The sequence below is a fragment of the Pedobacter sp. 10L46_2 genome (genome assembly GCF_056395165.1).
Genome location: NZ_JBFTIZ010000007.1, coordinates 1 through 24880 on the forward strand (window position 1 = coordinate 1; position 24880 = coordinate 24880).

Annotated in this window: 28 protein-coding genes; 19 read left to right on the top strand and 9 right to left on the bottom strand. The window is 39.8% G+C overall.

Annotated elements, in window-relative coordinates; genetic code table 11:
* The 7 genes from AC1DDX_RS01855 to AC1DDX_RS01885 all read left to right on the top strand — a co-directional run.
* Window positions 1-945 (top strand): type IV toxin-antitoxin system AbiEi family antitoxin (locus tag AC1DDX_RS01855; protein ID WP_477621732.1); only part of this gene is annotated, 945 nt, incomplete at its 5' end.
* Complete coding sequence (locus tag AC1DDX_RS01860; RefSeq protein ID WP_172661421.1) at window positions 917-1771, top strand: hypothetical protein; 855 nt, start codon at window positions 917-919, stop codon at window positions 1769-1771. The genes AC1DDX_RS01855 and AC1DDX_RS01860, both read left to right, overlap by 29 nt.
* A gap of 272 nt (window positions 1772-2043) precedes the next feature.
* Window positions 2044-2484 (top strand): Hsp20/alpha crystallin family protein, encoded by a 441-nt coding sequence (locus AC1DDX_RS01865; protein ID WP_172661420.1) that lies wholly within the window; start codon window positions 2044-2046, stop codon window positions 2482-2484.
* 61 nt (window positions 2485-2545) lie between these two features.
* The gene (locus AC1DDX_RS01870) at window positions 2546-2839 is read left to right on the top strand and encodes a hypothetical protein (RefSeq protein WP_172661419.1); all 294 of its coding nucleotides are present in this window, start codon (window positions 2546-2548) and stop codon (window positions 2837-2839) included.
* 401 nt (window positions 2840-3240) lie between these two features.
* Window positions 3241-3504: an ISAon1 family transposase N-terminal region protein gene (locus AC1DDX_RS01875; protein ID WP_477621739.1), complete on the top strand. Its 264-nt coding sequence runs from the start codon at window positions 3241-3243 to the stop codon at window positions 3502-3504.
* Between the two features lie 10 nt (window positions 3505-3514).
* Window positions 3515-4075: an ISAon1 family transposase gene (locus tag AC1DDX_RS01880; protein WP_477621740.1), complete on the top strand. Its 561-nt coding sequence runs from the start codon at window positions 3515-3517 to the stop codon at window positions 4073-4075.
* Between the two features lie 4 nt (window positions 4076-4079).
* Entirely contained in the window at window positions 4080-4484 is a 405-nt protein-coding gene (locus tag AC1DDX_RS01885; RefSeq protein ID WP_438871747.1) for an ISL3 family transposase, read from the top strand.
* On the opposite strand, the gene AC1DDX_RS01890 is transcribed toward AC1DDX_RS01885, so the two are convergent.
* The 5 genes from AC1DDX_RS01890 to AC1DDX_RS01910 all read right to left on the bottom strand — a co-directional run bounded on the left by AC1DDX_RS01890 (window position 4470) and on the right by AC1DDX_RS01910 (window position 7880).
* Window positions 4470-4871 carry a phytanoyl-CoA dioxygenase family protein gene (locus AC1DDX_RS01890; protein WP_477621733.1) on the bottom strand — a complete coding sequence of 134 codons (402 nt, stop codon included), beginning with the start codon at window positions 4869-4871 and terminating at the stop codon, window positions 4470-4472. The genes AC1DDX_RS01885 and AC1DDX_RS01890 overlap by 15 nt on opposite strands.
* The gene (locus tag AC1DDX_RS01895) at window positions 4808-5071 is read right to left on the bottom strand and encodes a hypothetical protein (RefSeq protein ID WP_477621734.1); all 264 of its coding nucleotides are present in this window, start codon (window positions 5069-5071) and stop codon (window positions 4808-4810) included. The genes AC1DDX_RS01890 and AC1DDX_RS01895 overlap by 64 nt, the downstream gene beginning before the upstream one ends.
* A 165-nt stretch (window positions 5072-5236) precedes the next feature.
* Window positions 5237-6034: a hypothetical protein gene (locus AC1DDX_RS01900; protein ID WP_288882156.1), complete on the bottom strand. Its 798-nt coding sequence runs from the start codon at window positions 6032-6034 to the stop codon at window positions 5237-5239.
* Between the two features lie 223 nt (window positions 6035-6257).
* Window positions 6258-6773, bottom strand: a complete 516-nt coding sequence (locus AC1DDX_RS01905; protein ID WP_172661416.1) for an outer membrane beta-barrel protein — start codon at window positions 6771-6773, stop codon at window positions 6258-6260.
* A gap of 117 nt (window positions 6774-6890) precedes the next feature.
* A complete protein-coding gene (locus AC1DDX_RS01910; protein WP_172661415.1) occupies window positions 6891-7880 on the bottom strand; it encodes a carboxypeptidase-like regulatory domain-containing protein in 990 nt (329 codons plus the stop codon).
* A gap of 218 nt (window positions 7881-8098) precedes the next feature.
* On the opposite strand from AC1DDX_RS01910, the gene AC1DDX_RS01915 reads away from it, so the two are divergent.
* Complete coding sequence (locus AC1DDX_RS01915) at window positions 8099-8581, top strand: lipocalin-like domain-containing protein (RefSeq protein ID WP_172661414.1); 483 nt, start codon at window positions 8099-8101, stop codon at window positions 8579-8581.
* Here the strand turns inward: AC1DDX_RS01915 and AC1DDX_RS01920 are convergent.
* Window positions 8574-9302, bottom strand: coding sequence for a LytR/AlgR family response regulator transcription factor (locus AC1DDX_RS01920; protein WP_172661413.1), 729 nt, complete (start codon window positions 9300-9302; stop codon window positions 8574-8576). The genes AC1DDX_RS01915 and AC1DDX_RS01920 overlap by 8 nt on opposite strands.
* A 157-nt stretch (window positions 9303-9459) precedes the next feature.
* On the opposite strand from AC1DDX_RS01920, the gene AC1DDX_RS01925 reads away from it, so the two are divergent.
* Both AC1DDX_RS01925 and AC1DDX_RS01930 read left to right on the top strand, forming a co-directional pair.
* Window positions 9460-10527, top strand: coding sequence for a sensor histidine kinase (locus AC1DDX_RS01925; protein WP_477621735.1), 1068 nt, complete (start codon window positions 9460-9462; stop codon window positions 10525-10527).
* Between the two features lie 75 nt (window positions 10528-10602).
* Window positions 10603-10725, top strand: a complete 123-nt coding sequence (locus AC1DDX_RS01930; protein WP_477621741.1) for a UPF0758 domain-containing protein — start codon at window positions 10603-10605, stop codon at window positions 10723-10725.
* A 108-nt stretch (window positions 10726-10833) separates the two neighbouring features.
* Here AC1DDX_RS01930 and AC1DDX_RS01935 read toward each other — a convergent pair whose 3' ends face one another.
* A complete protein-coding gene (locus tag AC1DDX_RS01935; RefSeq protein ID WP_288882166.1) occupies window positions 10834-11187 on the bottom strand; it encodes a winged helix-turn-helix transcriptional regulator in 354 nt (117 codons plus the stop codon).
* 96 nt (window positions 11188-11283) lie between these two features.
* Here AC1DDX_RS01935 and AC1DDX_RS01940 point away from each other — a divergent pair, with 96 nt between their 5' ends.
* The 6 genes from AC1DDX_RS01940 to AC1DDX_RS01965 all read left to right on the top strand — a co-directional run bounded on the left by AC1DDX_RS01940 (window position 11284) and on the right by AC1DDX_RS01965 (window position 18540).
* Window positions 11284-12015 (top strand): SDR family oxidoreductase, encoded by a 732-nt coding sequence (locus tag AC1DDX_RS01940; RefSeq protein ID WP_172661411.1) that lies wholly within the window; start codon window positions 11284-11286, stop codon window positions 12013-12015.
* A gap of 28 nt (window positions 12016-12043) precedes the next feature.
* Window positions 12044-12811, top strand: a complete 768-nt coding sequence (locus AC1DDX_RS01945) for an SDR family oxidoreductase (protein ID WP_288882171.1) — start codon at window positions 12044-12046, stop codon at window positions 12809-12811.
* A gap of 1 nt (window position 12812) precedes the next feature.
* Complete coding sequence (locus tag AC1DDX_RS01950; RefSeq protein ID WP_337717188.1) at window positions 12813-13811, top strand: NADP-dependent oxidoreductase; 999 nt, start codon at window positions 12813-12815, stop codon at window positions 13809-13811.
* Between the two features lie 388 nt (window positions 13812-14199).
* Window positions 14200-14580 carry a BlaI/MecI/CopY family transcriptional regulator gene (locus AC1DDX_RS01955; protein ID WP_172661409.1) on the top strand — a complete coding sequence of 127 codons (381 nt, stop codon included), beginning with the start codon at window positions 14200-14202 and terminating at the stop codon, window positions 14578-14580.
* A gap of 24 nt (window positions 14581-14604) precedes the next feature.
* Complete coding sequence (locus AC1DDX_RS01960; RefSeq protein WP_288882177.1) at window positions 14605-16287, top strand: M56 family metallopeptidase; 1683 nt, start codon at window positions 14605-14607, stop codon at window positions 16285-16287.
* 12 nt (window positions 16288-16299) lie between these two features.
* The gene (locus tag AC1DDX_RS01965; protein WP_288882179.1) at window positions 16300-18540 is read left to right on the top strand and encodes an outer membrane beta-barrel protein; all 2241 of its coding nucleotides are present in this window, start codon (window positions 16300-16302) and stop codon (window positions 18538-18540) included.
* Window positions 18541-18810: 270 nt separating this feature from the next.
* Here the strand turns inward: AC1DDX_RS01965 and AC1DDX_RS01970 are convergent, their stop codons facing one another.
* Window positions 18811-19425: a response regulator gene (locus AC1DDX_RS01970; protein WP_172661406.1), complete on the bottom strand. Its 615-nt coding sequence runs from the start codon at window positions 19423-19425 to the stop codon at window positions 18811-18813.
* A gap of 9 nt (window positions 19426-19434) precedes the next feature.
* Complete coding sequence (locus tag AC1DDX_RS01975) at window positions 19435-21372, bottom strand: tetratricopeptide repeat-containing sensor histidine kinase (RefSeq protein ID WP_477621736.1); 1938 nt, start codon at window positions 21370-21372, stop codon at window positions 19435-19437.
* Window positions 21373-21536: 164 nt separating this feature from the next.
* Between AC1DDX_RS01975 and AC1DDX_RS01980 the strand changes: the two genes are divergently transcribed.
* The 3 genes from AC1DDX_RS01980 (at window position 21537) to AC1DDX_RS01990 (ending at window position 24873) form a co-directional block, all read left to right on the top strand.
* Window positions 21537-22790, top strand: a complete 1254-nt coding sequence (locus tag AC1DDX_RS01980; RefSeq protein WP_337717185.1) for an FISUMP domain-containing protein — start codon at window positions 21537-21539, stop codon at window positions 22788-22790.
* 66 nt (window positions 22791-22856) lie between these two features.
* Complete coding sequence (locus AC1DDX_RS01985; RefSeq protein WP_477621737.1) at window positions 22857-24230, top strand: hypothetical protein; 1374 nt, start codon at window positions 22857-22859, stop codon at window positions 24228-24230.
* A 94-nt stretch (window positions 24231-24324) separates the two neighbouring features.
* The gene (locus AC1DDX_RS01990) at window positions 24325-24873 is read left to right on the top strand and encodes a hypothetical protein (protein ID WP_172661402.1); all 549 of its coding nucleotides are present in this window, start codon (window positions 24325-24327) and stop codon (window positions 24871-24873) included.
* Window positions 24874-24880 lie beyond the last annotated feature (7 nt).

The window sequence follows — 24880 nt, forward strand, 5'->3', positions numbered from 1 at the left end:
GAGGATAAACATTCAGGAATTATAACGATACTCTTCAACAAAGAAAAAAGAGAATACAACTTAATAAACTTATCTAAGGCATCACATAACACCATTTCCTTTCTAAAGCTTTTCAGAAAAGACTCACGGAAGTTGCTGGTCATGGCACCAGTTATTTACCCTAACATTGGTGATGAGCTGGTGAATGCAGGAATAAATTACATGGACAGCCTAGGGAACTTTTATATTGTAGATGAAGAGATATTTCTTGTGCACTTAGGGCAAAAAGGTGCAACAGCCGTTCCAAAAGACAAAACAAATCGGATCTTTACAGAAACGGGAGTAAAACTGTTGTTTGGAATTCTGAATGATCCAGATTTCATTAATTTACCTTATCGACAAATGGCGGGAGCGGTCAATGTATCAATGGCTTCTATTACTGTTATTTTGAACGAATTGCTGAACACAAAATATGTGCATTTAGGCCAGCGAAACAAAAAGATATTAAATCATAAAAAGGAATTGCTAGACAGATGGGCTATAGCATATAAGGAACAGCTAAAGCCTAAGCTCCTGATTGGCAATTACTATTCAAAATTTTATAAGCTGTCACAAGACTTTAAAAAGATCGACCTTACTGAGATGAAAGCGGCTTGGGGAGGCGAAGCTGCTGGCAACATTTATACTAACTATTTAAGTCCACAAAAAATAACTTTATTTGTGGAGGATGACGATAAAAAATGGATGTCAGCATTCAAATTGATAAAGGCCAACGATAAAGATGAAATCGAGGTGCTAAAACAGTTCTGGAGTGATGAATTTTATCAATTTACAAAAGTTATAGACGGAAAAAATGCCGTACCTCCTATACTGGCGTATGCAGACCTAATAACGTCCAACGACAGTAGAAAAGTAGAAACCGCACAAAAGATCTTTGATGAGTACATACAATTTACCGACAGATAAAATTCCGGATCAATTAAAAGAAGTGATAAGAGATATCCAGGAAATTCTTGGAGATCAGGCATATGATTTTATGTTGATCGGAGCAACAGCAAGAGATTTAATATTAGATGGGCAGTATCATCTGGGTGCGGGGCCAAAAACGCTAGATGTGGATTTCGCGTTATACGTACCTGAGTGGGGAGTCTATCAATCAGTGCTGGATAAATTACTTAAATCGGGATTATTTACGGCGACAAAAGTGACACATAAACTGATTTACAAAGAAATTTGTGAAATAGATATTGTTCCATTTGGCGAAATCCAAAATGAAGAAGGAGAATATGACTGGCCACCTGACTTTATGCGGTCCATGAATGTTGCCGGATTCATGGAGGTTCGTGAGGAAACTATCACTTTCAAAATAGATGAAGAAGATTTAACTTTCTCTGTGGCGCCAATCCATGCCATCTATTTCATGAAGATATATGCCTGGAACGACAGAAAATACAAAGATGACAAAGACGGAAGGGATCAGGGATTTATTCTAGCTAACTACATAGAGCTCAAATATGAAGTACTATATGATGAACATGAAGACATCGTTAATGGCGAAGACTGGGACATTATCACCTCTTGTGCGAGAATTTTAGGTAGAGATATTGCCAAATTGTTAAAGAACAATCCTAAAGCGATCCAAAAAACTATTCTGATCATAGAAAACGAATTAGAGGATGAAGAGCATTCATATCTAGCCAGATCCTTGTCAGCAGGAGGCGGCTTTGATTATAACAGGGCATATAAAGCATTACAGGAATTACTGAAAGGCATCAGAGACCTTCACGATTAGCTCCCCGGTTCTAAAACAAATATATAGGTTAACTCCCCAACTAGTTTGCTGGCAAGACATAAATAGAACATATTTTGGTTATAAATCTCAGTTGATTTAGGAATTTTTGACAGTTAAAAACTGAATATTTTTCAGTGATCTTGTAATTTTTTCAGCCTCATTAATCAAAAATCCATTTGGCATTTATGTTGTATTATTATGGGCGAACGAAAGTTCAAAGAGTTTAATTAATTATAAGTTTTAATCATTAAATCAATTAAGGAGGAAAACCCATGACATTGGTTAAATTTAATCCAGAAAACAAGAGAAATTCATTAATGCCAAGCTTTAATGATGTTTTTGATTCCATCTTCAATGACACTTTCTTTGCGGATCGCATGGTAACCCGCGTGCCCGCTGCAAACATCAGTGAAAGTGCCGATCATTATCATGTTGAATTGGCGGCTCCGGGACTTAAAAAAGAAGACTTCAAGCTCAACCTTGAAAGGAATGTATTGAGTATTTCTGTGGAGCAACGAACAGACGACAAACAAGAGGAAAGGAATTACGCCAAACGTGAGTACAGCTATAGTTCTTTTGTCCGTTCTTTCACCTTACCTGAAAGTGCCGATGAAAACGGCATTCAGGCAAGTTATACTGATGGTGTTTTAGCGATCAATATTCCAAAAAGAGAAGAAGCAAAAACAGTAAGCCGTCAGATAGAAATTAAATAATTTCTTCAAAGATGAATTTCGAGAGCTACCTAGATGGTAGCTCTTTTTTTAATCTATTGTTATGGAAACTTCATTTGAAATTTCATTAAATATGAAGACCATTAAGGGCTTAGAGACTTATGCGAGCTTCTATTTAGGGTCTAATGAAAAATTCGCCAGAGGGCTTTTTAATTTGATGCAGGGAGAAAGGGAAATAAAGGCAAATTCGGTAATTAGCATGGATTTGACCAAGAGGCAAATGGGCATTCCCTATCCAATATCTATTTTGCATTGTAATTGGGAGCATCTGGCTTTTAATACAAAAATAATTACCAAAGAAATCTTTAAAGAACTCAATTTGGAGAAAGAAATCTGATGACTTGCTGGTATTTTTTCTTACAGTCCCTACTAAGGGGATCTGAAACAGAACCACCCGCAATGTTGGTTAAACGTTCCATATCCTTCAAGAAGCTGTGTGACAAAGGTTTTCGACGAGTACACTTTAAGTGAACTTTAATTTTATAGTCATTTTAAGATGCTTTCGTATTATTAGTCTTGAATTTTATAAATGTCCCTCATGTTCTTCATGCCTTTGAAGCAGTTCGTTAAATAAGAATTTTGGAGTACGCAAGGAGATTGATCGTTTTTCGAAACTTTCAATCTCTTTTTTTTATCCACTAATTTAGTGTTAATTTGATAGATCAGCTCAGCTACTGCCTCATTGCTCAGATTATTTCTGCCGGATTTTATACTAGAGAATTTTGAATTCAAAGGAGTATCGAACTTGAAGAAGTCAATACTCCTCCATCGGAATGGGATGGGATTAAAGTTTTGTCCAAAGGTTTTTTTCCTCAGATTGTGATCCAGGACTTTCCTATCCGGGGGCATAAGGTGTTTTTTCATATCCGACGCCGCCGATGGCTCAATACAGAGACCTCTACTTTGATTTACCGGACTTGGACTTTAGTAGAAAAGGGAACGCGAATGACAGGGGAATTCGCGGCTTTTTTAAAAGAAATCAATCGATACAGCCCCGAATAGTGTTGATGCTATCAGTTCATTCTATGCAGTAAAGGCAAAAAATCTGCTCCGTCAATATCGTGATTATCTAAGTGATTTTAAAAGCTGGCACCAGAAATCACATGCAAAGAAATGGCTGTTATATCCAGAAAACCTCGGTGAACAGCTTTCCATCGACGAGAGCAGCCTGTCCCATGGTGAACTTTACACCATCCTTACCAACAAAGCCGCAAAGGGTAAGAAAGGAGCCATTGTTGCCATTGTAGCAGGTACCAAAGCGCAAACTGTCATTTCAGTACTGCAAAGGATTTCGGAAAGAGCAAGGAAAAAAGTGGCTGAGGTTACCCTGGATATGGCAGGTAATATGGAATTAATCTGCAAACGTTGTTTTCCGCAGGCAACCAGAGTGACTGACCGGTTTCATGTACAGAAGCTGGCTACGGAGGCACTGCAAGAGATGCGGGTCAAATACAGGTGGGAAGCTATGGATGTAGAAAATGAAGCCATAGAACAATCAAAAGACTGGTCGTCCATTTCAAGCGGAAGTACTTCACAATGGAGATACCATCAAGCAATTGCTGGCCCGCAGTAGATATGTGCTGTATAAAAAGCCTTCAGACTGGACAGATAGCCAAAAGGATCGCGCAGAGCTCTTATTTGGAAGATTTCCTGATCTTAGAACAGCCTGCGGACTCAGTATGGGACTTAGTCGGATCTTTGAAAATACAAAAGATAAGGTCTTTGGACTAGCTAATCTGGCCAAATGGCATGAAAAAGTAAGACAAACTGGATTTAAAGCTTTCAATACAATTGCCAGGTCTATACAAAACCATTATCAGACTATATTGAATTACTTTGATAACAGATCAACCAATGCCTCGGCGGAATCTTTTAATGCAAAAATAAAGGCTTTTAGAAATCTATTCAGAGGTGTTAAAAATGTAGAATTCTTTCTGTACAGGCTAACTCAGCTATATGCTTTATTGCTAATGCCATTCTAATAGTGGGCTAAGCAGCTCTTTTTTGACATATTCAATTTGCAAAATTCTTCTGGGCATTTCCTGTTGGGAAAGAGGGGAATTGTGCAACAGAAGTGGCTTAAAGATCATAACCCCTCCTTGTTGTACTTCACAACATAAGGCGGTTTCATTGGTCACTGCTTCTTCTATCTGGCTGGAAGTAAGTTTGCCACGGTTATGCGTTTTAGGCAGAATATAGATAGCACCATTTCGTTTTGTACAATTGTCCAGATGAACTCTCAATGTTGTTATTCCTTCCAATATATTTAAGGGAGGTTCTGTATGTGGGATGCCTGCTTCTAATGTCAGTTCGTATAACCCTCCACCTGTAAAATCTGCTTTACAGCAATTTTTAAATCCTGATGCCATGGTATATACCAGTTATTTTCAATACTCTTGTCCAGGATAAATGCTTTGATAGGGCTTAGTTGCATTCCCCCTTCACCAAGCAATTGTCTAGCAGTTTGTTCAGCAAAATTGTACAACTCAGGTGACGTACAAAGCAGGTTACCTGCACTTGCCTCATGTGTATAGTCAAACACACCTAGCTTTTTAAGCGATGTTATCATTTGTATACACTCATTGTCTTTGAGGTACTTTTCTAAAATTATATAACCATCGCTAATTAGCTTGTTATCTGGGATCAACATGAGACAAATCTACCCATATTCAGATTACTTTGTAGCGTATGAATGAGCGCACCGACAAAATCCAGATCTCTGGTACTTTGATAACTATCCTTTAACTGCTTCAAGAAGTTCCCTAAGGTCTGCCTCGGTCAATCCTTGTCCATCGGTTATTTTCCAGAACATCGTTTGTATGGTATTGTAGGGTTTCATCCATTCTGGTTCTACATAGTCAGGATCATAAACATCCAAAGGATTTTGATGCCTTGTAAGATTCAAATGGGGTTTATCTTCCAATAATGACAAAAACTTTAAAACTTCGGCATTGGTGACAACTACATACGGGGTGTGAGTACCCTTTCCAATAACATAATTACGGGTGTCTGGTTCTTGATTATCCTCCCAGGGTAAACCTTTAGAAGAATTCATACACGCAACACCTAAATATACAGTTATAGTGTCCTTTTTACCTCCTGGCCCTCTCCCGTTAGGTGGTACGTTAATTCTTACCCTACCCATTAACATCCCATTTTGAATTCTGCTAGGTGATACATTAAGCATTACCAAACCAGGGGGAAATGTTAGAAGTTTGTCTTCCTTCCAGGTACTATCTCTCTCAATATTTACATCAACATAAAAGGTATTCATGTTGCCATGTAGTTTCCTTAAATCTGGGTCAAATGGATGGTCGGGCCTTGATACAAACCTTAGTCCTGTTGGCAGTTCAAATGGAATACCTTCAGGCTTATCATCATCATTGCCAAAACCCGGCAAATTGTTAACACTACCAATATTGGTAAAAGGAAGTTCTTCTTCTTTAAGAATATTCTTTTCCCCTTTCTTACAACTTGCTAAACCAAATAACATGATTGTTATTAATCCAATATAAAAATTTATCTTATTCATTTTGTGAAAATAGCCTCTAAATGTGTTCGTTATAAAAAAAATATTCGAACCCCTTAAAACATCGTTAAACAACTTAAATCAGCGGTCGAACTACATGGCGAATATTCGTTGCTTATAAAAATTTCCCGTGCTGAAATTTTTTCTTTTAGTCTTATACGCCTATAGCTTTATTATAAAGGGATAGGCGTATAAGGCCTTTTTAATTGATAATACCGGAATCCCTTTATAGTTTAAAAGCTACACCTAAATTCAACAGGCCTACGCCATAACCTAATTCGCCGAAGATGCCAATTTTTTCTGCCAACCAATATCTGGCCCCAAGATGTCCGCCAAAAATGACCTCTCCTGCAGAAGCAGATGCTGGCGCTGCTTCCTCACCTTGCCATTTTACCGAAGCTATGTTATAACCCAAAATTGCGCCTAAATAAGGGTCAAATTTTTCATCTTTAATCCTAAAATGATATGAAACTCTTGCTGCAGCCAGCACATAAGTATATTTCCACTTGCCCGAGTCACCAAACGACTCGTTTTTACCCGCGTAACCCAAATAACCACCTCCACTAATTCTATCTGTAAAGCCATGCTCGTAGCTTACACCAATTGGAATTCCAAAACCGCCACCAATACCCAGTCCTGCATTTACCAATTTGTCTCCCTTTTTATAAGTTTGAGCAGATGCTGATGATGCTCCTAATACAGTTAGCGCAATTGCTAGTGTTAATTTTCTTGTAATTTTCATTCTTGTTTTCTCTATTTTAATTATCATTTTTAGTTATATTTTCGTACGCTGCACTGTCTCACCGAGGCAAGACTACTGCATGCATAAGCGAATTCCTATTGCGAATGTTGTTTCCGTTTATTTTAATTCAATGTTCAATGGAACTTCTTTCCAATTTCCAAACCAGGTCAAACATTCCGGATCACCGGGGATGAATGTCAGCGCAGCTTTTCCTTCAGCCTGTTTGGGGCTGAGTCCGAATTCCTGTTTCAAATTGATTCCTTCCTGAATAAGGATCGTTCTGCCATCAGAAAGGGAAAGCTCCAGGTTATACTTGCCTAATGGAATATTGTTGATGTAGAGACTGTTGTTAAGGACTTCTTTTTTTATGATGAACGTAATCCTTTCTTCTGCATGGACCAGATCAACCGGCATGAGTTTGACCACAATGACCGACCCGATAGGGAAACTGCCTGGTAAGGGAAGGGTTTCTGTCCGCAGATTATAAGAAAGATGTATCGATCCTCCCACATAACTTGTTGGCCACTGAGGGGCCTTGGCAATTTCATCGGGACGGCCATTACCATATGGCAGCAATACAAAGTTTTTCACAGCACCATCCGAGGATCTGAATTCACTTAAAGTACTGTCCGCAGGAAATAATGAGACAAATGCCCGACCGCCTTGGTATTCGATGGTTACTTTAGATCCCCATATTTCTGTATTGCCAACGGGGATGTTCACTTCATAATAACCGTTCTGATCAGACAGTCCTGTTGCCGAACTATAGAATCCTCCCGCAATAGAGGAGCGTACACCGACCTCTGCATTTTTCACCGGCCTGCCGAATATATCTTTCACAAACCCACGTAATATATTGGGGTTCCTATCCAGAGATCTGAAATCAGGCAATTTTGGACGCTGATTTTCCATCAGGTTAACATAAGTACCGGTGCCAGACACGATGAGCGTTTTAGACCTTTCAGGCAGGTCCGAGAAGGAAAGCTGTTTTCTTACTTCGTCCTGGCCGAAAGGAATTTCTTCCTCTTGTTTACCGTCGACTCCTTTTGAGCATGCAAAGAGGAATAAGCAACCGGGCAATATAAATGTTCGGAGAAAAGTTTTCATAAGTTGAGATTTTAAAGTATTTGATTTTTGTTGACCGTGAAGTTACCGGAATAGGAAACGCCCGGGTTTTCTTTTCGATGAACCGTAATAATGCTGGGTAAGAAGTGGTATTTGAAGGCTCAACGGTTCAGACAGCCGTTCATGGCCTTAGTATACCGTTCGTCGTATTTTTGATATTAGTATGCATTTTCCTATGATCTTTGAAAATAAAAACAGATATGAAATTTATTAGACTACCGGCCATCATGCTTATGTTAAGCCCGATGGCTATCCTGATCGGAGCATGCCATGTTGCTGGAGGGGAGAAGGAAACTCAGACGTCTTTTATAGATAAGAAGTGGCAAATGCAGAAATTTACGGTCAGCCCAAGTGTTGACTGGGACCTTGATGGAAAACAGGACACTGACATCTTTGCATTGCTGGAGCCTTGTGATCAGGACGACCTCTTACTTCTTCGTCGCGATGGCGTGGTAATCCGGTTTGCCGAAAAGAAAAGATGTGATGAAGAAGAAGCAGACCAAAAAGAGGATGGGACCTGGACTTTGGCAGGAAATAATGCGAAGATCATATTTCACAGCGATGGCAAGAAGGACGAGGCTAAAGTATTGGAGTCCAGTTCAAAAAAGCTGGTTTTGGAACATCGGTTCACAAGCACCGACGGAATAGATCACAAGCTAACAGCCGAATACCATCTTAAATGATCAGGTCCTTTATTGTGGGCAGGTAATTTCTGCCCACAGTCAATTCGGTGCCGTTATTCATAACGATAAATGTTTTACCGATGTCCCGATAGAGCTCTGCAATGTGTTGTACGTTGATCGCAGTAGAACGGTGGATCCGGAGAAATTTTTCCGGGTTTAATTTTGCAGTAAGCACGGTGATGCCTGTTGAACTAATATACATGTCAGTTTCGCTATGTATTTCGGTATAGTCCCCAAAGGCCCTGAGAAAAATGATCTCATTTACCTGGATGTTACGGAAGCGCTTCTTGCACTCTACCAGGATCCGTTCGGGAAAGCTTGTTCTCCCCCGATAAGAATCAGCAACGGCAAATGGCAGCTGTGAAGGTTGGTTCTGAAGTTTCGCCATGGTTTTTTCAAACCTACCCTTGGTATAGGGCTTCAGGAGATAGTCTGTAGCATTTGTTTCAAAGGCCTGAATAGCATAGTTGTCATAGGCTGTCGTAAAGATTACCCTTGGGACATGCCCGATCCGCTGTAGCACTTCGAATCCGTTAGCGCCGGGCATCTGTATATCCAGAAAAATAAGGTCAGGTTCGAGCCTGTCGATCAGAGAGATGGCTTCCAGGCCGTTTGCACATTCGCCGGCGACAAAATATTCAGCATAAGAGTCAAGATATTGTCGTACCAGTATCCTCCCAGGTTCTTCATCATCGATGATCAAAACGGACATTTTTGCCATGGTATCTTTTTACTGCAATATAGCGAGAAAGAAACTTCTGTGGAATTTTTCGGACACACGACATATAAGCTGGTCGAATTACCAGCTTGAGCGGTAAAAGAAAAAATAGTATAATTAAAAAAACACATAAATTCAACTCAGGTTAAACTTACTGATAATGACAAAGCATAAACATATGGGAAATGCGAAAAGGGAAATTTTGCTTTTTCTTTTCTGCCTGATTTTGATGAGTATCCTGTATGCTACCCCGCGGCTGTTTTCTCAAGGCATTTCCAAACCATTTATCAGGGAGCTGCTGGTTGATTGTTCGATAATGGCCATCGCATGTTTTCCAGTCTGGTGGCTCCATTTCCGGAAGTGGACCCGCTTTCCTATGAAGAAACGGTTCGCCCTGCATTTTTTTACCGGCGTTATATACYATATCATCTGGATTGTCCTTTATCGGTGGTACAACAAGTTTGCAGGCCTACCGGTGATGACCAGCCAGCAAATGCTCCAAAATATCGGGCCCAATCTCCTTTTCTACATCCAGGTATTCAGTTCGCTTCACATTGATCTTTTCTTTCGGGAGCGGGAAATTCAACAGCACAGGGAACGTGAACTGCGTGAACTTGCCCACAAGGCAGAGATCGAGAGCCTCAAGGCTCAGATACAGCCCCACTTTCTTTTCAATACCCTAAACAGCATCAGCGCATCGGTGCCCGCGGAGAATGAGCACACCCGTGTACTGATTGCCGAACTTGCCGACACCTTCCGTTATGCATTGCGTTCTACGCAGGAAGAGCTCGTTCTACTGTGGCAGGAAATCGAATTTGTAAAGTCCTATCTGTTGTTGGAGCAAAGCCGTTTTGGTAGCAGACTTGATTTTGAAATTGATGTCCGCTCCTGCGATGGTCAAGCAATGATTCCTCCCATGTTGCTTCAACCGCTTGTGGAAAATGCCATAGAACACGGGATTGAGCCAGCCATTGATGGCGGTAGGATATACATCAAATGCCACACTAATGAAAAGGCATCACATTTCTATATCCATAATACCGGAATACCCTACAGGGGAACTGTCGAGGAGATGTTTGCCTGTGACGGAATAGGTCTAAACAATACAGCCAAACGTCTGAGGAATCAATTCGGTGAAGAACTACGGATCGAGATAGATAAAGAAGGTGGAGTTGCAGTATCCTTTGCTATCCCTTTCACGAAGGGCAGCCGTACCAGTTTGATTTAGTAAATGCCGAGAAAGGAGGTTGATGTACATGAATTACGTGAGGCCAGAATTCAACAACAAAAGAGGATTAAGGGTATGGAATCTGAACTTCGGCCGAGGGAGAAGTTTCTTGCCCGTGGGGCTTATGCTTTGTCTGATGGGGAACTTCTGGCACTGCTGATAGGTTCGGGCGCTTCCGTCAAGACCAAGCCCCTTTAGGGTTTGCTGAAAAAAAATCTCCACACTCGCTGCGCTCGGGTTGTATTTTTTTTCGCAAAGTCTTGCCTTGAAAATTGATCAAGGGTAACTTGATCAAAATATTTTGCTTTAATCTTCGAGCACTTCTTTTCTTTCTGCTGGTAACGTAAAATATTTATCTGCCCATAAGTTTATTTCAATCATCAGCGGGAGCAAATCAATCCCTTTTTGAGTTAGTTTATATAAAACTTTTGCCTTGCTTTCAGGATGATTCTGTTTGGTAATTATGCCATTTATTTCCAGCGTTTGTAATCTGGAGGCCAAAATATTAGTGGCTATTTTTTCCTCCGATTTTAAAAAGTCGCCGTAAGTACATTGTTTAAAGAACATAAGATCTCTAACGATCAGCAATGACCATTTGTCTCCCCAAATATCTAGAGAGCTACTTATAGGGCATTCAGACCTCTTTTTTATATCCACCATAAAAATAATTTATATAATCACTTGCAAAATGAAAGTTGTTTGTATATTTGTACTTGCAAAACGCAAGTAAATTTAAACAATTATATCAGAGATGCAATGAAAACAACCGGAAATACAATATTCATCAGCGGTGGAAGCGCGGGTATTGGTTTGGCTATCGCTAAAAAATTGAGTGCAGCAGGAAATAAAGTTATTATCAATGGGCGTAGTGAAGAACGTCTTCAAAATGCCTTAAAAGAGTTAGATAAAACAGCAGTTGCCATACAGGGAGATTTATCTATCTCATTGGAGAGGATTAAGATTGTAGAAGAGTTAAGAAATAACCATCCGGAATTAAATATAATCATAAACAATGCTGGAGCTGCCTTTATAAATGATTTAAGCGGCCAAAAAAATAATGCTGCAGAAAAAGCGTATCAGGAAATCAACACGAATTATATTAGTGTTATAGATTTTACAGCTTTAATATTACCATTACTTTTGCAGCAAACAGAAGCGGCTATTGTAAACGTATCTTCAATAGCTGTATTTAGGCCAAATAAGTACTTGCCAACCTATTCTGCGAGCAAAGCAGCGCTCCACAGTTACACCCAGGGATTGAGAGATACATTTTCTGAAAATGACCGTCTAAATGTATTTGAACTTTATCCTCCTTTGGTTAACACTGATTTTTCGGCAGAGATTGGTGGAGCTAACGGCATTCCGCCATCAGAGGTCGCCGATGAGCTGTTTACAGCCTTGGAAAAAAATCAATTCGAAGTTCCGGTTGGAGACAGTAAAAAAATGCACGCCTTGGCAAATCTAATCAAAGAAGAGGTAAACCATTAATTCTTTTGTCTTATAAAACTTAATCAATATGAACTTAAAAGGAAAAACTGTACTGGTAACAGGTGGGGCATCAGGGATAGGGCTAGAAGCAGTTAAACAGTTTTTATCAATTGGCGCGAACGTTATCATTACAGGAAGAAATCAGGTAAAACTAGATGCTGCTAAAAATAAATACCCTGCTATAACAGCCATACAAAGTGATGCAGGAAATAAGGCAGATGCGCAATCTCTTTTTAATAAAGTGAAAGAATTGGGCGGTATAGATATCCTGTACAATAATGCCGCGGTCCTGGTTCCACCATCAAATTTAGGAGTTGCAAATGAGAAACATATTGAAGGCGCTGGATACGAAATGGAAGTTAATTACCTGGGTGTGTTAAGGCTAAACAATCTATTTCTCGATATGCTCAAATCCAGAAATGAAGCTGCAATAATCAATACCACATCAATTCTGAGTCAGGCTCCCTCCCTAATTGAAGCTACCTATTCTTCGTCAAAAACAGCACTGGCTTTCTATACAATATCACTTCGTGAACACTTAAGGATCATTGGGAGTAAAGTGAAAGTATTTGAATTGATCCCACCACTTGTAGCGACGGAAATGACCGCAGATAGAAATGATAAAAAAATATCGACTGAAGAAATGGTTAAGGGGCTGATCAAAGGTCTATCAAAAAACCAATATACTATTCGCGTGGGCGACGCAAAAATTTTTAATCTGGTTAATAGGATTTTGCCTAAAATTGCTTTTAACATAATTAATCCGAAAAAGAACCATCATCTTTTAAAAAATTAAAATGAAAGCTTTTATCATTAACAAATATACCAAACATGGTCTTCAGCTTGCAGATGTTCCAACACCAGAAGTTGGTGATAATGAGGTTCTGTTGGAGATTTATGCAGCAAGCGTAAATCTTTTGGATAAGAAAATTAAGACTGGAGAGTTTAAATTGATACTGCCTTACAAAATGCCGCTTATTTTAGGGCATGATGTGGCGGGTGTGATTATCCAGGTTGGAAAAAATGTAAAGTATTTTAAAATAGGAGATGAGGTGTATTCACGCCCTTCGGATTTCGCAATCGGTACATTTGCAGAATTTATTTCGATTAATGAAAGGGACGTAGCCTTAAAGCCAAAAAACCTTTCTATGGAAGAAGCTGCCTCTGTTCCTTTGGTTGCACTTACTGCATGGCAAGCCTTGGTGGAAAAAGCAAATCTCAAAAAAGGACAGAAAGTTTTTATCCAGGCAGGCTCAGGAGGGGTAGGTACAGTTGCGATACAACTGGCTAAACATTTGGGGGCAACCGTTGCTACAACTGCAAGTGAAAAGAGCTTTGGAATGCTGAAAGACCTAGGAGCGGATGTGCTAATTGATTACAAGAAACAAGATTTTGAAGCCATCCTGAAAGATTATGATGTCGTGTTAAACAGCCAAGACAATCAAACACTTGAAAAATCACTAACAATATTGAAACCAGGAGGAAAGGCGATCTCCATCTCTGGCCCGCCAACATCTGACTTTGCTAAAGCAATTGGAACGCCATGGTTTGTGAAGGTTCTCCTGTCGCTACTCAGTTCTGGTATCCGCAGAAAAGCAAAGAAGTTAGGTGTAGATTATTCGTTTCTGTTTATGAAGGCAGATGGAAAGCAATTGAGAGAGATTTCGGATCTAATTGAACAGCAGGTGATTAGGCCTGTAGTAGATAAAGTATTTCCATTTGAGCAGACTAATGAGGCTTTGGAATATGTAGAGCGTGGACGTGCCAAGGGAAAAGTTGTGGTTAAAATGAAGTAAAGCCACAAATGATGAACAGCACAGCCAGGCTCCCTCAGGTTCAAACCAATTACAATTGCTTATCAAGCTACTTGCTAATAACCGGTACAATAAACATGGTAATGGAAGGCCTTTTATTTTAATCCAATAATAAAAAGCTTCATGATTCGCCTTTTTCAATTTATTCAGCTTTGAATTGAAAGATTGATCAATTATCAGATCTTTTACTTGTTGCACCAGTGGTGCATCTCGCAAAAAAAATACAATGGCGCTGCTGAATTCTAAAAATAATAATGGTTAATGTAACTATGGTGATAAAAGCATATAGGGCATGATCTGCTAATTAAGGGTTTTCTAAAAAAAAGCTAAATAAATTTGCATCGTACGATTTTAATCGTATGTTTGTTTTATGGAACCTAAGATAGAACCTTCGAAAGCAGAGTTAGATATATTGACCGTCATTTGGAAACATGGGCCAAATACAGTCAGGTTTGTGCACAACCAGTTAGCGATGATCAAGGAGGTAAATTACACTACCACATTAAAACAAATGCAGCTTATGGCTGAAAAAGGGATGCTGACCAGAGATGAAAGTAACATGACTCACATCTACAGGGCTGCAGAAGATCCGAGCAAAACCAAAAGCCATTTACTGGACAGGTTTGTGAACCACATTTACGACGGCTCTGCAGGCAACCTGGTAATGCAGCTGCTCGACAGTAAAAATGCTTCTTCTGAAGACCTAAAGACCATCAGGGACATCCTGAATAAGCTGGATCAACAAAAGTAAACCATTATTATTAAAACCTAAATTATGGAACAGATCTTAAACACCGTTTTACTATATTCCCTGGCACTCGGCCTGATACTGGCCCTGCTGACCGGTCTTACACTCTTGCTCACCCGTTCAGCAAGTCCTTTACTGCGTTACCGTATACTGGTGACACTATTGGCTTTATTCACGGCAAGTATAGCAGTTACCGTTGTTTTCAAACTTCGTGAAACCAATCCAACCACGAGCGCATTCAACCGCCTGATAAGAACTCCGCAAGTAACAACGGATTTCCGGAAAGCTGGTATCAATAACACAATAAATACGGAGACAACAGATCTGATCGCCTCAAGCAGGGATTTTATGAACGATAATGCCAGAACCATCACCCTGATCTGGTTATTTATTGTCTTCGCAAAAAGCATTAAGCTGACCAGCAACCTGTTTGAGCTTCATTACCTGAAAACCCGCCAGGTGTATCCGGCTGGTAAACACTGGGAAGACCAGTTGGCAAGGCTGTCTGGACAAATGGGCCTGTCTAAAGCGGTCAGGATCATGCAGTCAGGGCTCACCCAGGTACCGCTGGTCATCGGTCATTTCAAGCCAGTGATCTTAATCCCCCTGGGAATGATCACCGCCATTAAACCCCGGGAAATAGAAATGATGCTGCTCCACGAACTTGCTCACATCAAGAGAATGGATTTCCTGGTAAATATTTTACAACATGTACTGGAACTGCTTTTCTTCTTTAACCCTGCAGTATTATGGTTATCGGCGCTAATCAGAAAAGAACGGGAAAATTGCTGCGATGAACTGGTACTCCAAAATGCGGATGAAAAACACAACTATATCCAGGCATTGCTTTCCTTTAAGGAATACCAGCTAAAGGTGCCCACATATGCCATGGCATTTGCAAAAGAAAGCAACCTGGTCAGCAGGATAAAACGAATGGTCTACCAAAAGAACACCGCGTTAAATTCCATAGAAAAGGGATGTATGCTGATCGCTGTGCTACTGCTCTGCAGCTTTACACTATTGCGCACAACTGATCCGGCTCCAAAGTCCATTTTCCAGGAACCCGTTGCAAAAAAGGAAAAATCTCAGACCAGCCCTGCTGCTAAACCTCAGAAACGAACCACTGTAAAATCAAAAGTACGACCTCCAGCAGCAAAAACAAGTTCCCCGGCAACGGTAACTAAAGAAACGGCCAATACTGAAGACAGTGTTGAACCGGAGATTTCGGTAAACGTCAATTCAAACACCAATAACACTGGTCATGTAACTTTAAACGTAGACCATAAGCTGGTCGAGAATTTCGCTTCGAACATAACTACAACAGTACTAAGTGCATTAAATATGGCATTGGACAGTAGTCAGCAGTACTCCTCAACCCTCAATGCGGATCCCCAGGTGAAACTGAGCCCTATAGCCAGCCCTAATCCAAGGGTAAAGCTTTCACCATCTCCAAAAGTCGAAGCTAAGTCTTCTGATCTGACCCAGAATTTGATCAAAGCCCTGGAAAAAGCTGGTATCGATACCAAAGGTGATCAGTTTCGTTTCCACATCAGCAACAAAGAATTGACTGTAAACGGCAAAAAACAAGCTGAGGCAGTAAAAGATGCTGTATTAAAAAATTTCCTTAAGTCTCCAGAAGATACCATTGATTTTTCTTACAACAGGAATGGCAAAGGAGTTAGCACATCCAGCAGCTACTATCTTAAATAACTAAAAAGGGATATGACGAACTCATTTTTGAGGGTGACATTCACCCTGTGGATAGCTATTGCCCCAATTTTGGCCGCAGCGCAATCCAAGCCTGCCCAAAAAAAGGATACTTCGGGGAATAAAACTGATACCTTAAAAAAGCCGGTAGACCTCAAAGAAGTAAAGATCAGTGGAAAAAAAAGTTTTATAGAACACAAAATAGACCGTACAGTCATCAATGTAGACGCCCTGATCTCCAATGCCGGCAGCAATGCGCTGGAGGTTTTGGAGAAAGCACCTGGGGTTATGGTTGATCAGGACGGGAAAATTAGCCTGAAAGGTCAGCAGGGTGTGGTCGTATTCATTGACAACCGCCCTACTTATCTTTCGGAAGCCGCCCTTACCGCGTACCTGAAATCGCTTCCTTCGGGCAGCATCAGCCAGATTGAACTTATTCCAAATCCCCCCGCCCGCTATGATGCGGCGGGAGGCGCCGGGATCATCAATATCCGCACGAAAAAATCACTGATCAGTGGCTGGAACGGATCTATAAATGCTGGTGCAGGGTACTCACCGAATTGGCGCCACAATGAGAGCATCGACCTGAACTACCGCAAAAATAAGTTCAACTTTTTTACCACTCTCGGTTACAATAAAACCGACACCTGGAGGGATCTGGACATCAACCGCTGGTTTTATGACCAGGACCAGCAGTTGACCTCTGCTTTTATGCAAAGTACTGTGTTCCGCAACCGGAACAAAACCCCGAATATCAAAGCAGGCATGGATTTCTATGTCAGCGAGAAGACCACGCTGGGTTTTGTGTTTACCGGATCTTACAACAGCGGCCGTAACCGAAAAGAAGTGGGGGCTATCGCAACGGGTTCTGCAGGACAGACGGACTCTCTGATTACGGCACTCAATTCTGAACAGTCGAAACTGAACAGCAACGGGATCAATTTCAATTACAGTCATAAGTTTGACAGTCTGGGCCGCGAACTCAGCTTCGATCTYGACCACATCAGCTATAGTGCCAGAACGGACCAGTCTTTTGCAAATAGAATCTTTAATACCACCAATAATAGTATCAACGAAGAGAACCTCGTGGCTCAACTTCCCTCAGACATTGCCATCTATGCTGCAAAAGGCGATTACGAGCACCCCCTGGCCCATAAAGCAAAATTCTCTGCAGGTGCAAAGACCAGCTTTGTGAACACCGATAATACTGCAGATTACTTTATACGTCGGGGAGATGTGTTGCTGGTGGACAATGAAAAGACCAATCACTTCCGGTACAAGGAGAACATTAATGCAGCTTACGTGAATTTCAGCAAGGAATGGAAGAAATGGAGCATACAGGCCGGACTGCGCATGGAACAGACAAATATGAAAGGACACCAACTAAGCAATGGGCTCCGCCCGGATTCCTCCTTTTCGCAGCACTATACCAATCTCTTTCCAACAGTTTATCTTTCCTACAAATTGGATAGCGCCAAAAATAAACTCACACTATATTACGGGAAACGAATCAGAAGACCATACTACCAGGACCTGAATCCTTTTATTTTTCTATTGGATAAGTTCACTTACTTTGCCGGCAATCCTTATATCAGACCGGAGTTTGCTCACAAGATCGACCTCAATTTTAACCACAACAATAAGCTCAGCATCGACCTTTTTTACAACGTTACCTCATCAATGATTTCTGAAGTCATTGAGCAGGAAAAAGGCATTTTTATCAGCAGGACAGGAAACATTGGGAAAATGCATTTTTACGGGGGCTCTGTTAACCTGAACCTGAAGGCGGGAAACTGGTACACATTGAATATGTACAGTGAAGCAGTCGAAATTGATTTCAGTGGCTTGCCCGGCAATGATGGCAATACCATACAGAGCTTTTATTTTTATGTCAATCCAAATAACCAGTTCAATTTCGGAAGAGGATGGAGCGCAGAACTGAGCGCCATGTACGTGACGCCCAACCAAAGCGCTCAGTTTAAAAAGCGCGCGCTTTACAACATCAACACCGGCGTCTCAAAGAAAATCCTCGGAGATAAAGGTACCCTGAAATTTACTTTACGTGATGTGCTGAACCGCTTCAGGCCACAGGGCGAAATACTCAACATTCCGCAGACCCGGGCCACTTACCGCAACATTTTTGACAACCGAATAGGCCTTGTCTCTTTCAGCTATAGTTTCAGCAAAGGAGCTTCTGCTGCGAAGAAGCGCAATACCGGTGGCGCCGGAAATGAATTGGAAAGAGTGAAAAACTAGCCGCCACGGGGATTATCTTAACTTTAGTAAATGTCATTTAAAAACAGGAAAGGCACTTTTTATTTTTTGCGACAAAAATAATAAAAGTGCCTTCTCCTCGCTATTAAAAATATCGTAATCAATATAGCCAGTACTCACTGATCCATCGACGCTGTGTTTAAAGTGTCTACTATTTGCGAAATACATGCCCTGGCGGTGTAACACTATTTGTTTATTAACCCAACTTTCTTAATGTCAAATAGATGATTTAGAAATAATATTGCAAGACAATTAAATCAATCCCAATTTTGAAGCCTTACCGATTAGCATGGCTGTGTTTTTTACTTCAAATTTTTCTAACAGGCTTTTGCGGTGTGTGTTTACAGTTGGAATACTGATGAAAAGTTTTTCTGATATTTCTGCATTGGTTAGTCCTTCTGCAATTAACAATAAAACCTCTTTTTCTCTTCTGGTGATTAGAAGCTGATTGGGCTCTGGTTTTCTCATTGCGCTTAAGACCTCGAAACTATAATATACTTTGCCTTTAATCACGGTGTTTATCGCTTCTAACAGTTCTTCCTTTGTGGCATTTTTTAATACATAACCTAAAGCACCATTATCCATCATGTTTTTGATAATGGCTTGCTGGTTAAATGTACTAAGCCCAAGTATAGCTAAAGAGGGATACAGTTGCTTAACTTCTTTACATAAATCTATTCCGCTTTTATCAGGAAGGTTTACATCCATTAGTATCACATCAGGTTCGTGTAGCTTAAGAAAACTAAGGCAGGATGCTGCGTTGGTGGCATGGCCCATCCAATCAAGTATTTTTTCGTTTTGCAGTAAAGAACGAATACCCTCTGTCACCATGTAATGGTCATCTACTACGAAAATGCTTATTTTCATTGCCTGTAGTTAAATGTTAATCTCTATCATTACTGAAGTACCTTTGCCAGGACCGGATTGCAAATCTATCCTGCCTTTTAAAAACTCAACGCGGTTTTTAATATTATGCCAGCCCATTCCACCAGATTGTGTTAAAAGATTGACATCAAAACCATTTCCATCATCTTCTACCGTAATGGCTAATAGTTTTTCCTGATCAGCTTGATGCAATTGCACCAATACATTTTTGGCATGGGCATGTTTAATCGCATTGTTCAGCAACTCTTGTATAATGCGATAAATGGCGACTGATGTAGTTTGCGGTATGCTTGTTTGCTGCATCCCCACCGACTGGTAGTTTACATGTAACACAGCACTACGATCCATCTCCATGCAAAATTCTTTCAATGCAACATCCAGTCCATATTTTACCAGTATTTCGGGCATCATGTTATGTGCTACGCGGCGCATTTCCTGTATAGAGCTGTCTAACATGTCGATGCTGCGATTAAAAGCAAGAGCATTGTCCGGGGTCATTATTAAATTCTCTTTCATATTATTTAATGAAAATTTTATTCCACTTAACATCCCGCCAAGCCCATCGTGCAAGTCTTTGGCTAGTCGGGTACGTTCCTGTTCTTCACCTTTTAGTACTGCTTCTGTAGCGGTAAGTTGTTTTTCGGTTTCTAATTCATCAATTTTTAATTGCTGTAGTTTTTGGCGATGAATATAGTTGCGATAACCTAGCAGTGAAATAATTAATATGGCAAGCGCACTGCCGATAAGAATATAATTGAGGATAGATTTTTGGCGAAGCTGCGCTTGTTGTAGTTTAATCTGTGCTTCTTTTTTTTCAAATTCGTATTTGGCTGCTAGGTTTGCTACAGTATTTTTGGTATTTTCTCCTAATATAGTATCTCGTAGTAACTCAAACTTTTGACGATACGCCAATGCGCTATCAAGTTTTCCTACTCCTTTGTACAAATTAGACTGATATTCGTATAAGCTGCTTAACTCATTTTTTGAACCAAATTTATGAGCTAAGTTGATTCCCTCATTGAGATAAGGGACTGCTTTTAAATATTTTCTTGATTCAATTAAAGTTTGTCCCATGCCCATATTGGCATACAAAGTATATTCAGGCAACTCTTCATGTCTTGAAAAATAAAGTACTGTATCATAATATTTTATTGCCAATGCATACATTTGTTTACCCTTTAAGGCATCTGCTATACCTAACCACCCACTTACAATGTTAATGTTGTCCTTTTCTTCTTTACCTATTTTTCCTACTTCCCGAAATACGCTTATGGCTTTATCATAATTTTTAAGGTTATTAGAGGCGGTTCCGATATTGCAGAGTGTATTAGCCTGCGCAGTTTTATTATTTAATTCTACAGCGAGTTTGTATGCTTTTTCTGCATACTCAAGACCTTTGGCATATTCCTGTAAATTTATAAATACAGAAGCCAAATTATTGTTTGCTATTCGTAACATTTTTTTGTCGTCAATTTCTTCTGCATATTTTTTTGCAATTAAATAATATTCCGACGCAGTAGAAAAATCGGAAAGATATTCCCACTCACTACCCACATTTAAATTGGCAACCGACAAGTCTTTTTTGTTCCCATATTTTTTAAAAATATCAAGGGCATCAAGAGTAAGAGACAAAGCCTCTTTAAATAAACCTTTATTATTCAATATTACTATTTGATAGCTTGCATAAGTTGCAACACCCTTTTTATATCCTATATTTTGAGAAAGCTCTTTTGCTTTGTTATAGTAAAAAGTGGCAGAATCAGGGTTGTCTTGCCTGTACGTTTCTCCATATTGATATAAAACATTTACAGTATTGCTATCTTTTTTGTTATAGTTAATAGTTCGTTTTAGACTGTTTCTATTCAATCCTTGTGCCTGAGAGGCGAAACTTATAAAGCCTGCAAATAATATCAGCAGTGATTTTCTCATACCCTAATTTACATTTTTCTACTACGCAAATAAAATGTTGTGGGTCCATATTTTCCATCATCTTTTTTAATGATTTTTTAAAAGCGTATACTAAAAAATCATCTTTTTTAATGATTACGTCGGTTTGGTAAGTTATCTACTTTTACTGCATAAAAAATGAAATCATGAGAGATTTAAAATTCTTGCCGTTTGTTTTGATGTTATGCAGTACGCTAATTATTTCCTGCACTAAGATTAAGGATAATGCAATCTTACCGGCAGCAGATTTTTCTGCAAGTGTTACTAGTATTAAAACAGATTCGGTGGCCAGCTTTACAGATTTATCTACCGGCAATCCTACATCGTGGTCGTGGAGCTTTGCGGGAGGTACGCCRTCTTCTTCTTCTTTGCAAAATCCGGTCAATATTCAATACCACGCTGCGGGAACATACAATGTAACGCTTACTGTAACAAATGCCGACGGCAGCAATACCAAAACAAAAACCGGCTATATTGTAGTAAGTGTAGCACCGCAGTTGCCTATGGTAAGCACCGTAGCCATCAGCAGCATTGCCAATACGACAGCCGTTTCAGGCGGCACGATCAGTAGCATAGACAATAGTGTCGTTACCGCAAGAGGTGTGTGTTGGAGTACAAACAACAATCCTTCTATTGTCAATGATAAAACAACAGATGGGAGCGGCGCAGGCAATTTTACAAGCAACCTTACAGGCCTAAACAGTAATACTACTTACTATGTACGGGCATATGCAACCAACAGCATTGGCACCGCTTATGGTAACGAAATAAGTTTTACCACAACAGGCTTGGCTAATTGTGGAACTGTCACTGATGTGGACGGTAACGTGTATCATACCGTTACTATCGGTACACAATGCTGGATGGTGGAGAATCTGAAAACTACGCATTACCGAAACGGCGCTGAGATACTAACTGCTCCTGATTCGCAAACATGGGATGCCTTTACAAAAGGAGCCTATTGTTACTATAACAATGACAGTAAAAATAATAATCCTTATGGTAAGCTGTATAATTGGTATGCCGTAAACAACAGCAACAATATAGCACCTGCAGGATGGCATGTACCTACAAAGGATGAATGGATAACATTGATAACATTCTTAAATGGCAAATACTCAGCAGGGGGCCCCTTAAAAGACTTACTTTATTGGAGTACACCCAATGTGGGTGCAACCAATAGCAGCGGGTTTTCGGCTCTTCCGGGTGGATACCGTTTCGCCCATGGGAACTTTGATAACTTGTCTTTGATTGGCTATTACTGGGCTTCTACAGAGGATAGTGGAGTATCTGGTGGAGTAGCCGGCGATGAAATTCGATTGTATCACTCATATATAGAAGTTGATATCTCATCTGGATTTAAATATAATGGCTATTCCGTACGCTGTGTAAAAGATTGATGTTATTATTAATGTATACCTGCTGGCATTTTGAAATGATTTTTCAGAAATGATAACCTTAAAAAGATGAAACCTATAAAAAACATGCTCCTGTTGAACCTGCTATTGATGGTAAGTTCTACTTGTTTTGCCCAAAAGCAAGCTTTTGACGTAATAAACTATGTTATACCCAACGGTTGGGATAAAATGGAAATGGCAAATGGCATTCAACTGTCCACCAAAAACGATGGTAAAGGAAACTATGCCGCTGCTGTTATTTTAAATTCGGTAGCGACCGAGGCACCAGCAAACGAAAACTTTATGACCAGCTGGGAAAAACTGGTGAAAGGTACGGTGTCTGTTTCCGGAGAACCAAACATGCAAAATCCTGCTACTGAAAAAGGATGGAATGTTATTTCGGGGCAAGCCAGCTATACCGATGGCTCGAATAAAGGATGGGTAACACTAATAACCGCYACAGGCAACGGCAAAATGGCGAACGTGGTAATTATGACCAAYACCGATAAATATCAAAACCAAATACTGGATTTTATAAAAAGCCTSGACTTAAATGAAACGGCAACTGCACWGAACAATAATACACAACAGAATTCGCCAACAAACTATACAACCAGTTCAGGAAACAAAAATAGGTATTCCATCACTGTTCCACCTACGTGGAGTTTAAATGCAAGTGGAAATAGTTTGACACTAGAAAAAAATACAACTACTGGAAAAAAAATTATTGAGTTGATGAGTATGGTAAAATCATCTGGCAGTTTAGAAAAAGATATGGAACATATTTTCTTCGAGGTTTTTGATGGTTGGGGTCTGTATAACAGTTCTAACAACCAGTTATTCGAAAAAGGTGATCATGAAAAAGGAGTTACCAGCCAGGGCCTGCCATATTATATGCTAAGTAATAGCATTAGTAAAAATGGATCGGTTGTAAAAGGTACGGTGCTGCTTATACAGGTAGGAACAAATGTAGCTGTAATTAATTCGGCTGATATAATACTGGGCAGCGAGATGGAGATGGGCTTGAATTTTCTTTTATTCACTTTAAAAATAAATGGGGTGGCTGAAAAAAATATGGATTATAAAAAGCAGTTAACAGGCACATGGGTTTCAAGCAGTGGATCGTATGGTAATAGTTTAAGTTTTGCGACCAGTTACACTGTGGAAGGGAAATATTATGTATTGGCGCAATCTTCTTATACGGTGGGCTATGATTATTATAATGACCTGATTAAGAGTAAACAATTTAAAGGTGAAGGTGTATTTGCCTTTAAAGGAAATGTGATGGAAAGAAAAACTAGTTCAGGCCCGGTAACAAAATACTTCATACGGTTTTATTCAAGAAAATCTGGTAATAATGAATGGAGAAATTTAATGGGTTTTTATGCCTTTAATTATGATAAGAACAGAATAGAAACGATTGTTCCTTTTCAAAAGATTTAATTATAATACCAATAATAGTGGTTTTATCACCAACAATAATCTGTTTTACAGATTAAATAAAACATTTGTTCCAAACCATTAAATCTCGTTATACGTGAAAAAAATTATTCTTTTACTAAGCTTGGCAGTAACCATTATTGCTGCAAATGCACAGGAAGCGCCACCGAAGGTGCCACCTATAAAAAATGTAATCGATACAAAGTTGCCGCAATTGCCACAACAACCAATAGAAATTCCTGGAGGTAGGCCTATTAAATTACCGAGCAAACCAGACCCTATAACTACCTCTTTAACAACACATACTTGGAACCTTATTCGTTGGTGGGTTACACCCAATGCAGGCCATTCGATTACCGATCCTTCTTTTAAATTTCTCAGTAACGGCACAGTTAGCTGTAGTCTCACTACCCCCGAAGCTGTAACAAGGCTCGAATCTGGTACTTACACCGTTCATGGCAATAATGTAACTATCCTTTTAAAAAAGAATACAAATGTAACCATGAACTGCAATCTTATTTATAACAACAGCAACAAAACACTAACAGGTACTTATACCCTGCAAGTACTTCCTGTTACTAATGCACCAGCGGGTTATACACCTGGAACAGTAACAGGAGAGTTGAAGCTGGAAATAAAGCCATAGAGAATAT

What these genes read in the sequence shown, in the direction of transcription:
- AC1DDX_RS01915 (WP_172661414.1), top strand. Translation starts at nt 8,099, where the DNA reads ATGAAATTTATTAGACTACCGGCCATCATGCTTATGTTAAGCCCGATG.
- AC1DDX_RS01930 (WP_477621741.1), top strand. Translation starts at nt 10,603, where the DNA reads ATGGAATCTGAACTTCGGCCGAGGGAGAAGTTTCTTGCCCGTGGGGCT.
- AC1DDX_RS01970 (WP_172661406.1), bottom strand. Translation starts at nt 19,425, where the DNA reads ATGAAAATAAGCATTTTCGTAGTAGATGACCATTACATGGTGACAGAG.
- AC1DDX_RS01890 (WP_477621733.1), bottom strand. Translation starts at nt 4,871, where the DNA reads ATGGCATCAGGATTTAAAAATTGCTGTAAAGCAGATTTTACAGGTGGA.
- AC1DDX_RS01935 (WP_288882166.1), bottom strand. Translation starts at nt 11,187, where the DNA reads ATGGTGGATATAAAAAAGAGGTCTGAATGCCCTATAAGTAGCTCTCTA.
- AC1DDX_RS01910 (WP_172661415.1), bottom strand. Translation starts at nt 7,880, where the DNA reads ATGAAAACTTTTCTCCGAACATTTATATTGCCCGGTTGCTTATTCCTC.
- AC1DDX_RS01960 (WP_288882177.1), top strand. Translation starts at nt 14,605, where the DNA reads ATGGAACAGATCTTAAACACCGTTTTACTATATTCCCTGGCACTCGGC.
- AC1DDX_RS01900 (WP_288882156.1), bottom strand. Translation starts at nt 6,034, where the DNA reads ATGAATAAGATAAATTTTTATATTGGATTAATAACAATCATGTTATTT.
- AC1DDX_RS01950 (WP_337717188.1), top strand. Translation starts at nt 12,813, where the DNA reads ATGAAAGCTTTTATCATTAACAAATATACCAAACATGGTCTTCAGCTT.
- AC1DDX_RS01920 (WP_172661413.1), bottom strand. Translation starts at nt 9,302, where the DNA reads ATGGCAAAAATGTCCGTTTTGATCATCGATGATGAAGAACCTGGGAGG.
- AC1DDX_RS01895 (WP_477621734.1), bottom strand. Translation starts at nt 5,071, where the DNA reads ATGATAACATCGCTTAAAAAGCTAGGTGTGTTTGACTATACACATGAG.
- AC1DDX_RS01955 (WP_172661409.1), top strand. Translation starts at nt 14,200, where the DNA reads ATGGAACCTAAGATAGAACCTTCGAAAGCAGAGTTAGATATATTGACC.
- AC1DDX_RS01975 (WP_477621736.1), bottom strand. Translation starts at nt 21,372, where the DNA reads ATGAGAAAATCACTGCTGATATTATTTGCAGGCTTTATAAGTTTCGCC.
- AC1DDX_RS01870 (WP_172661419.1), top strand. Translation starts at nt 2,546, where the DNA reads ATGGAAACTTCATTTGAAATTTCATTAAATATGAAGACCATTAAGGGC.
- AC1DDX_RS01860 (WP_172661421.1), top strand. Translation starts at nt 917, where the DNA reads ATGAGTACATACAATTTACCGACAGATAAAATTCCGGATCAATTAAAA.
- AC1DDX_RS01865 (WP_172661420.1), top strand. Translation starts at nt 2,044, where the DNA reads ATGACATTGGTTAAATTTAATCCAGAAAACAAGAGAAATTCATTAATG.
- AC1DDX_RS01945 (WP_288882171.1), top strand. Translation starts at nt 12,044, where the DNA reads ATGAACTTAAAAGGAAAAACTGTACTGGTAACAGGTGGGGCATCAGGG.
- AC1DDX_RS01940 (WP_172661411.1), top strand. Translation starts at nt 11,284, where the DNA reads ATGAAAACAACCGGAAATACAATATTCATCAGCGGTGGAAGCGCGGGT.
- AC1DDX_RS01905 (WP_172661416.1), bottom strand. Translation starts at nt 6,773, where the DNA reads ATGAAAATTACAAGAAAATTAACACTAGCAATTGCGCTAACTGTATTA.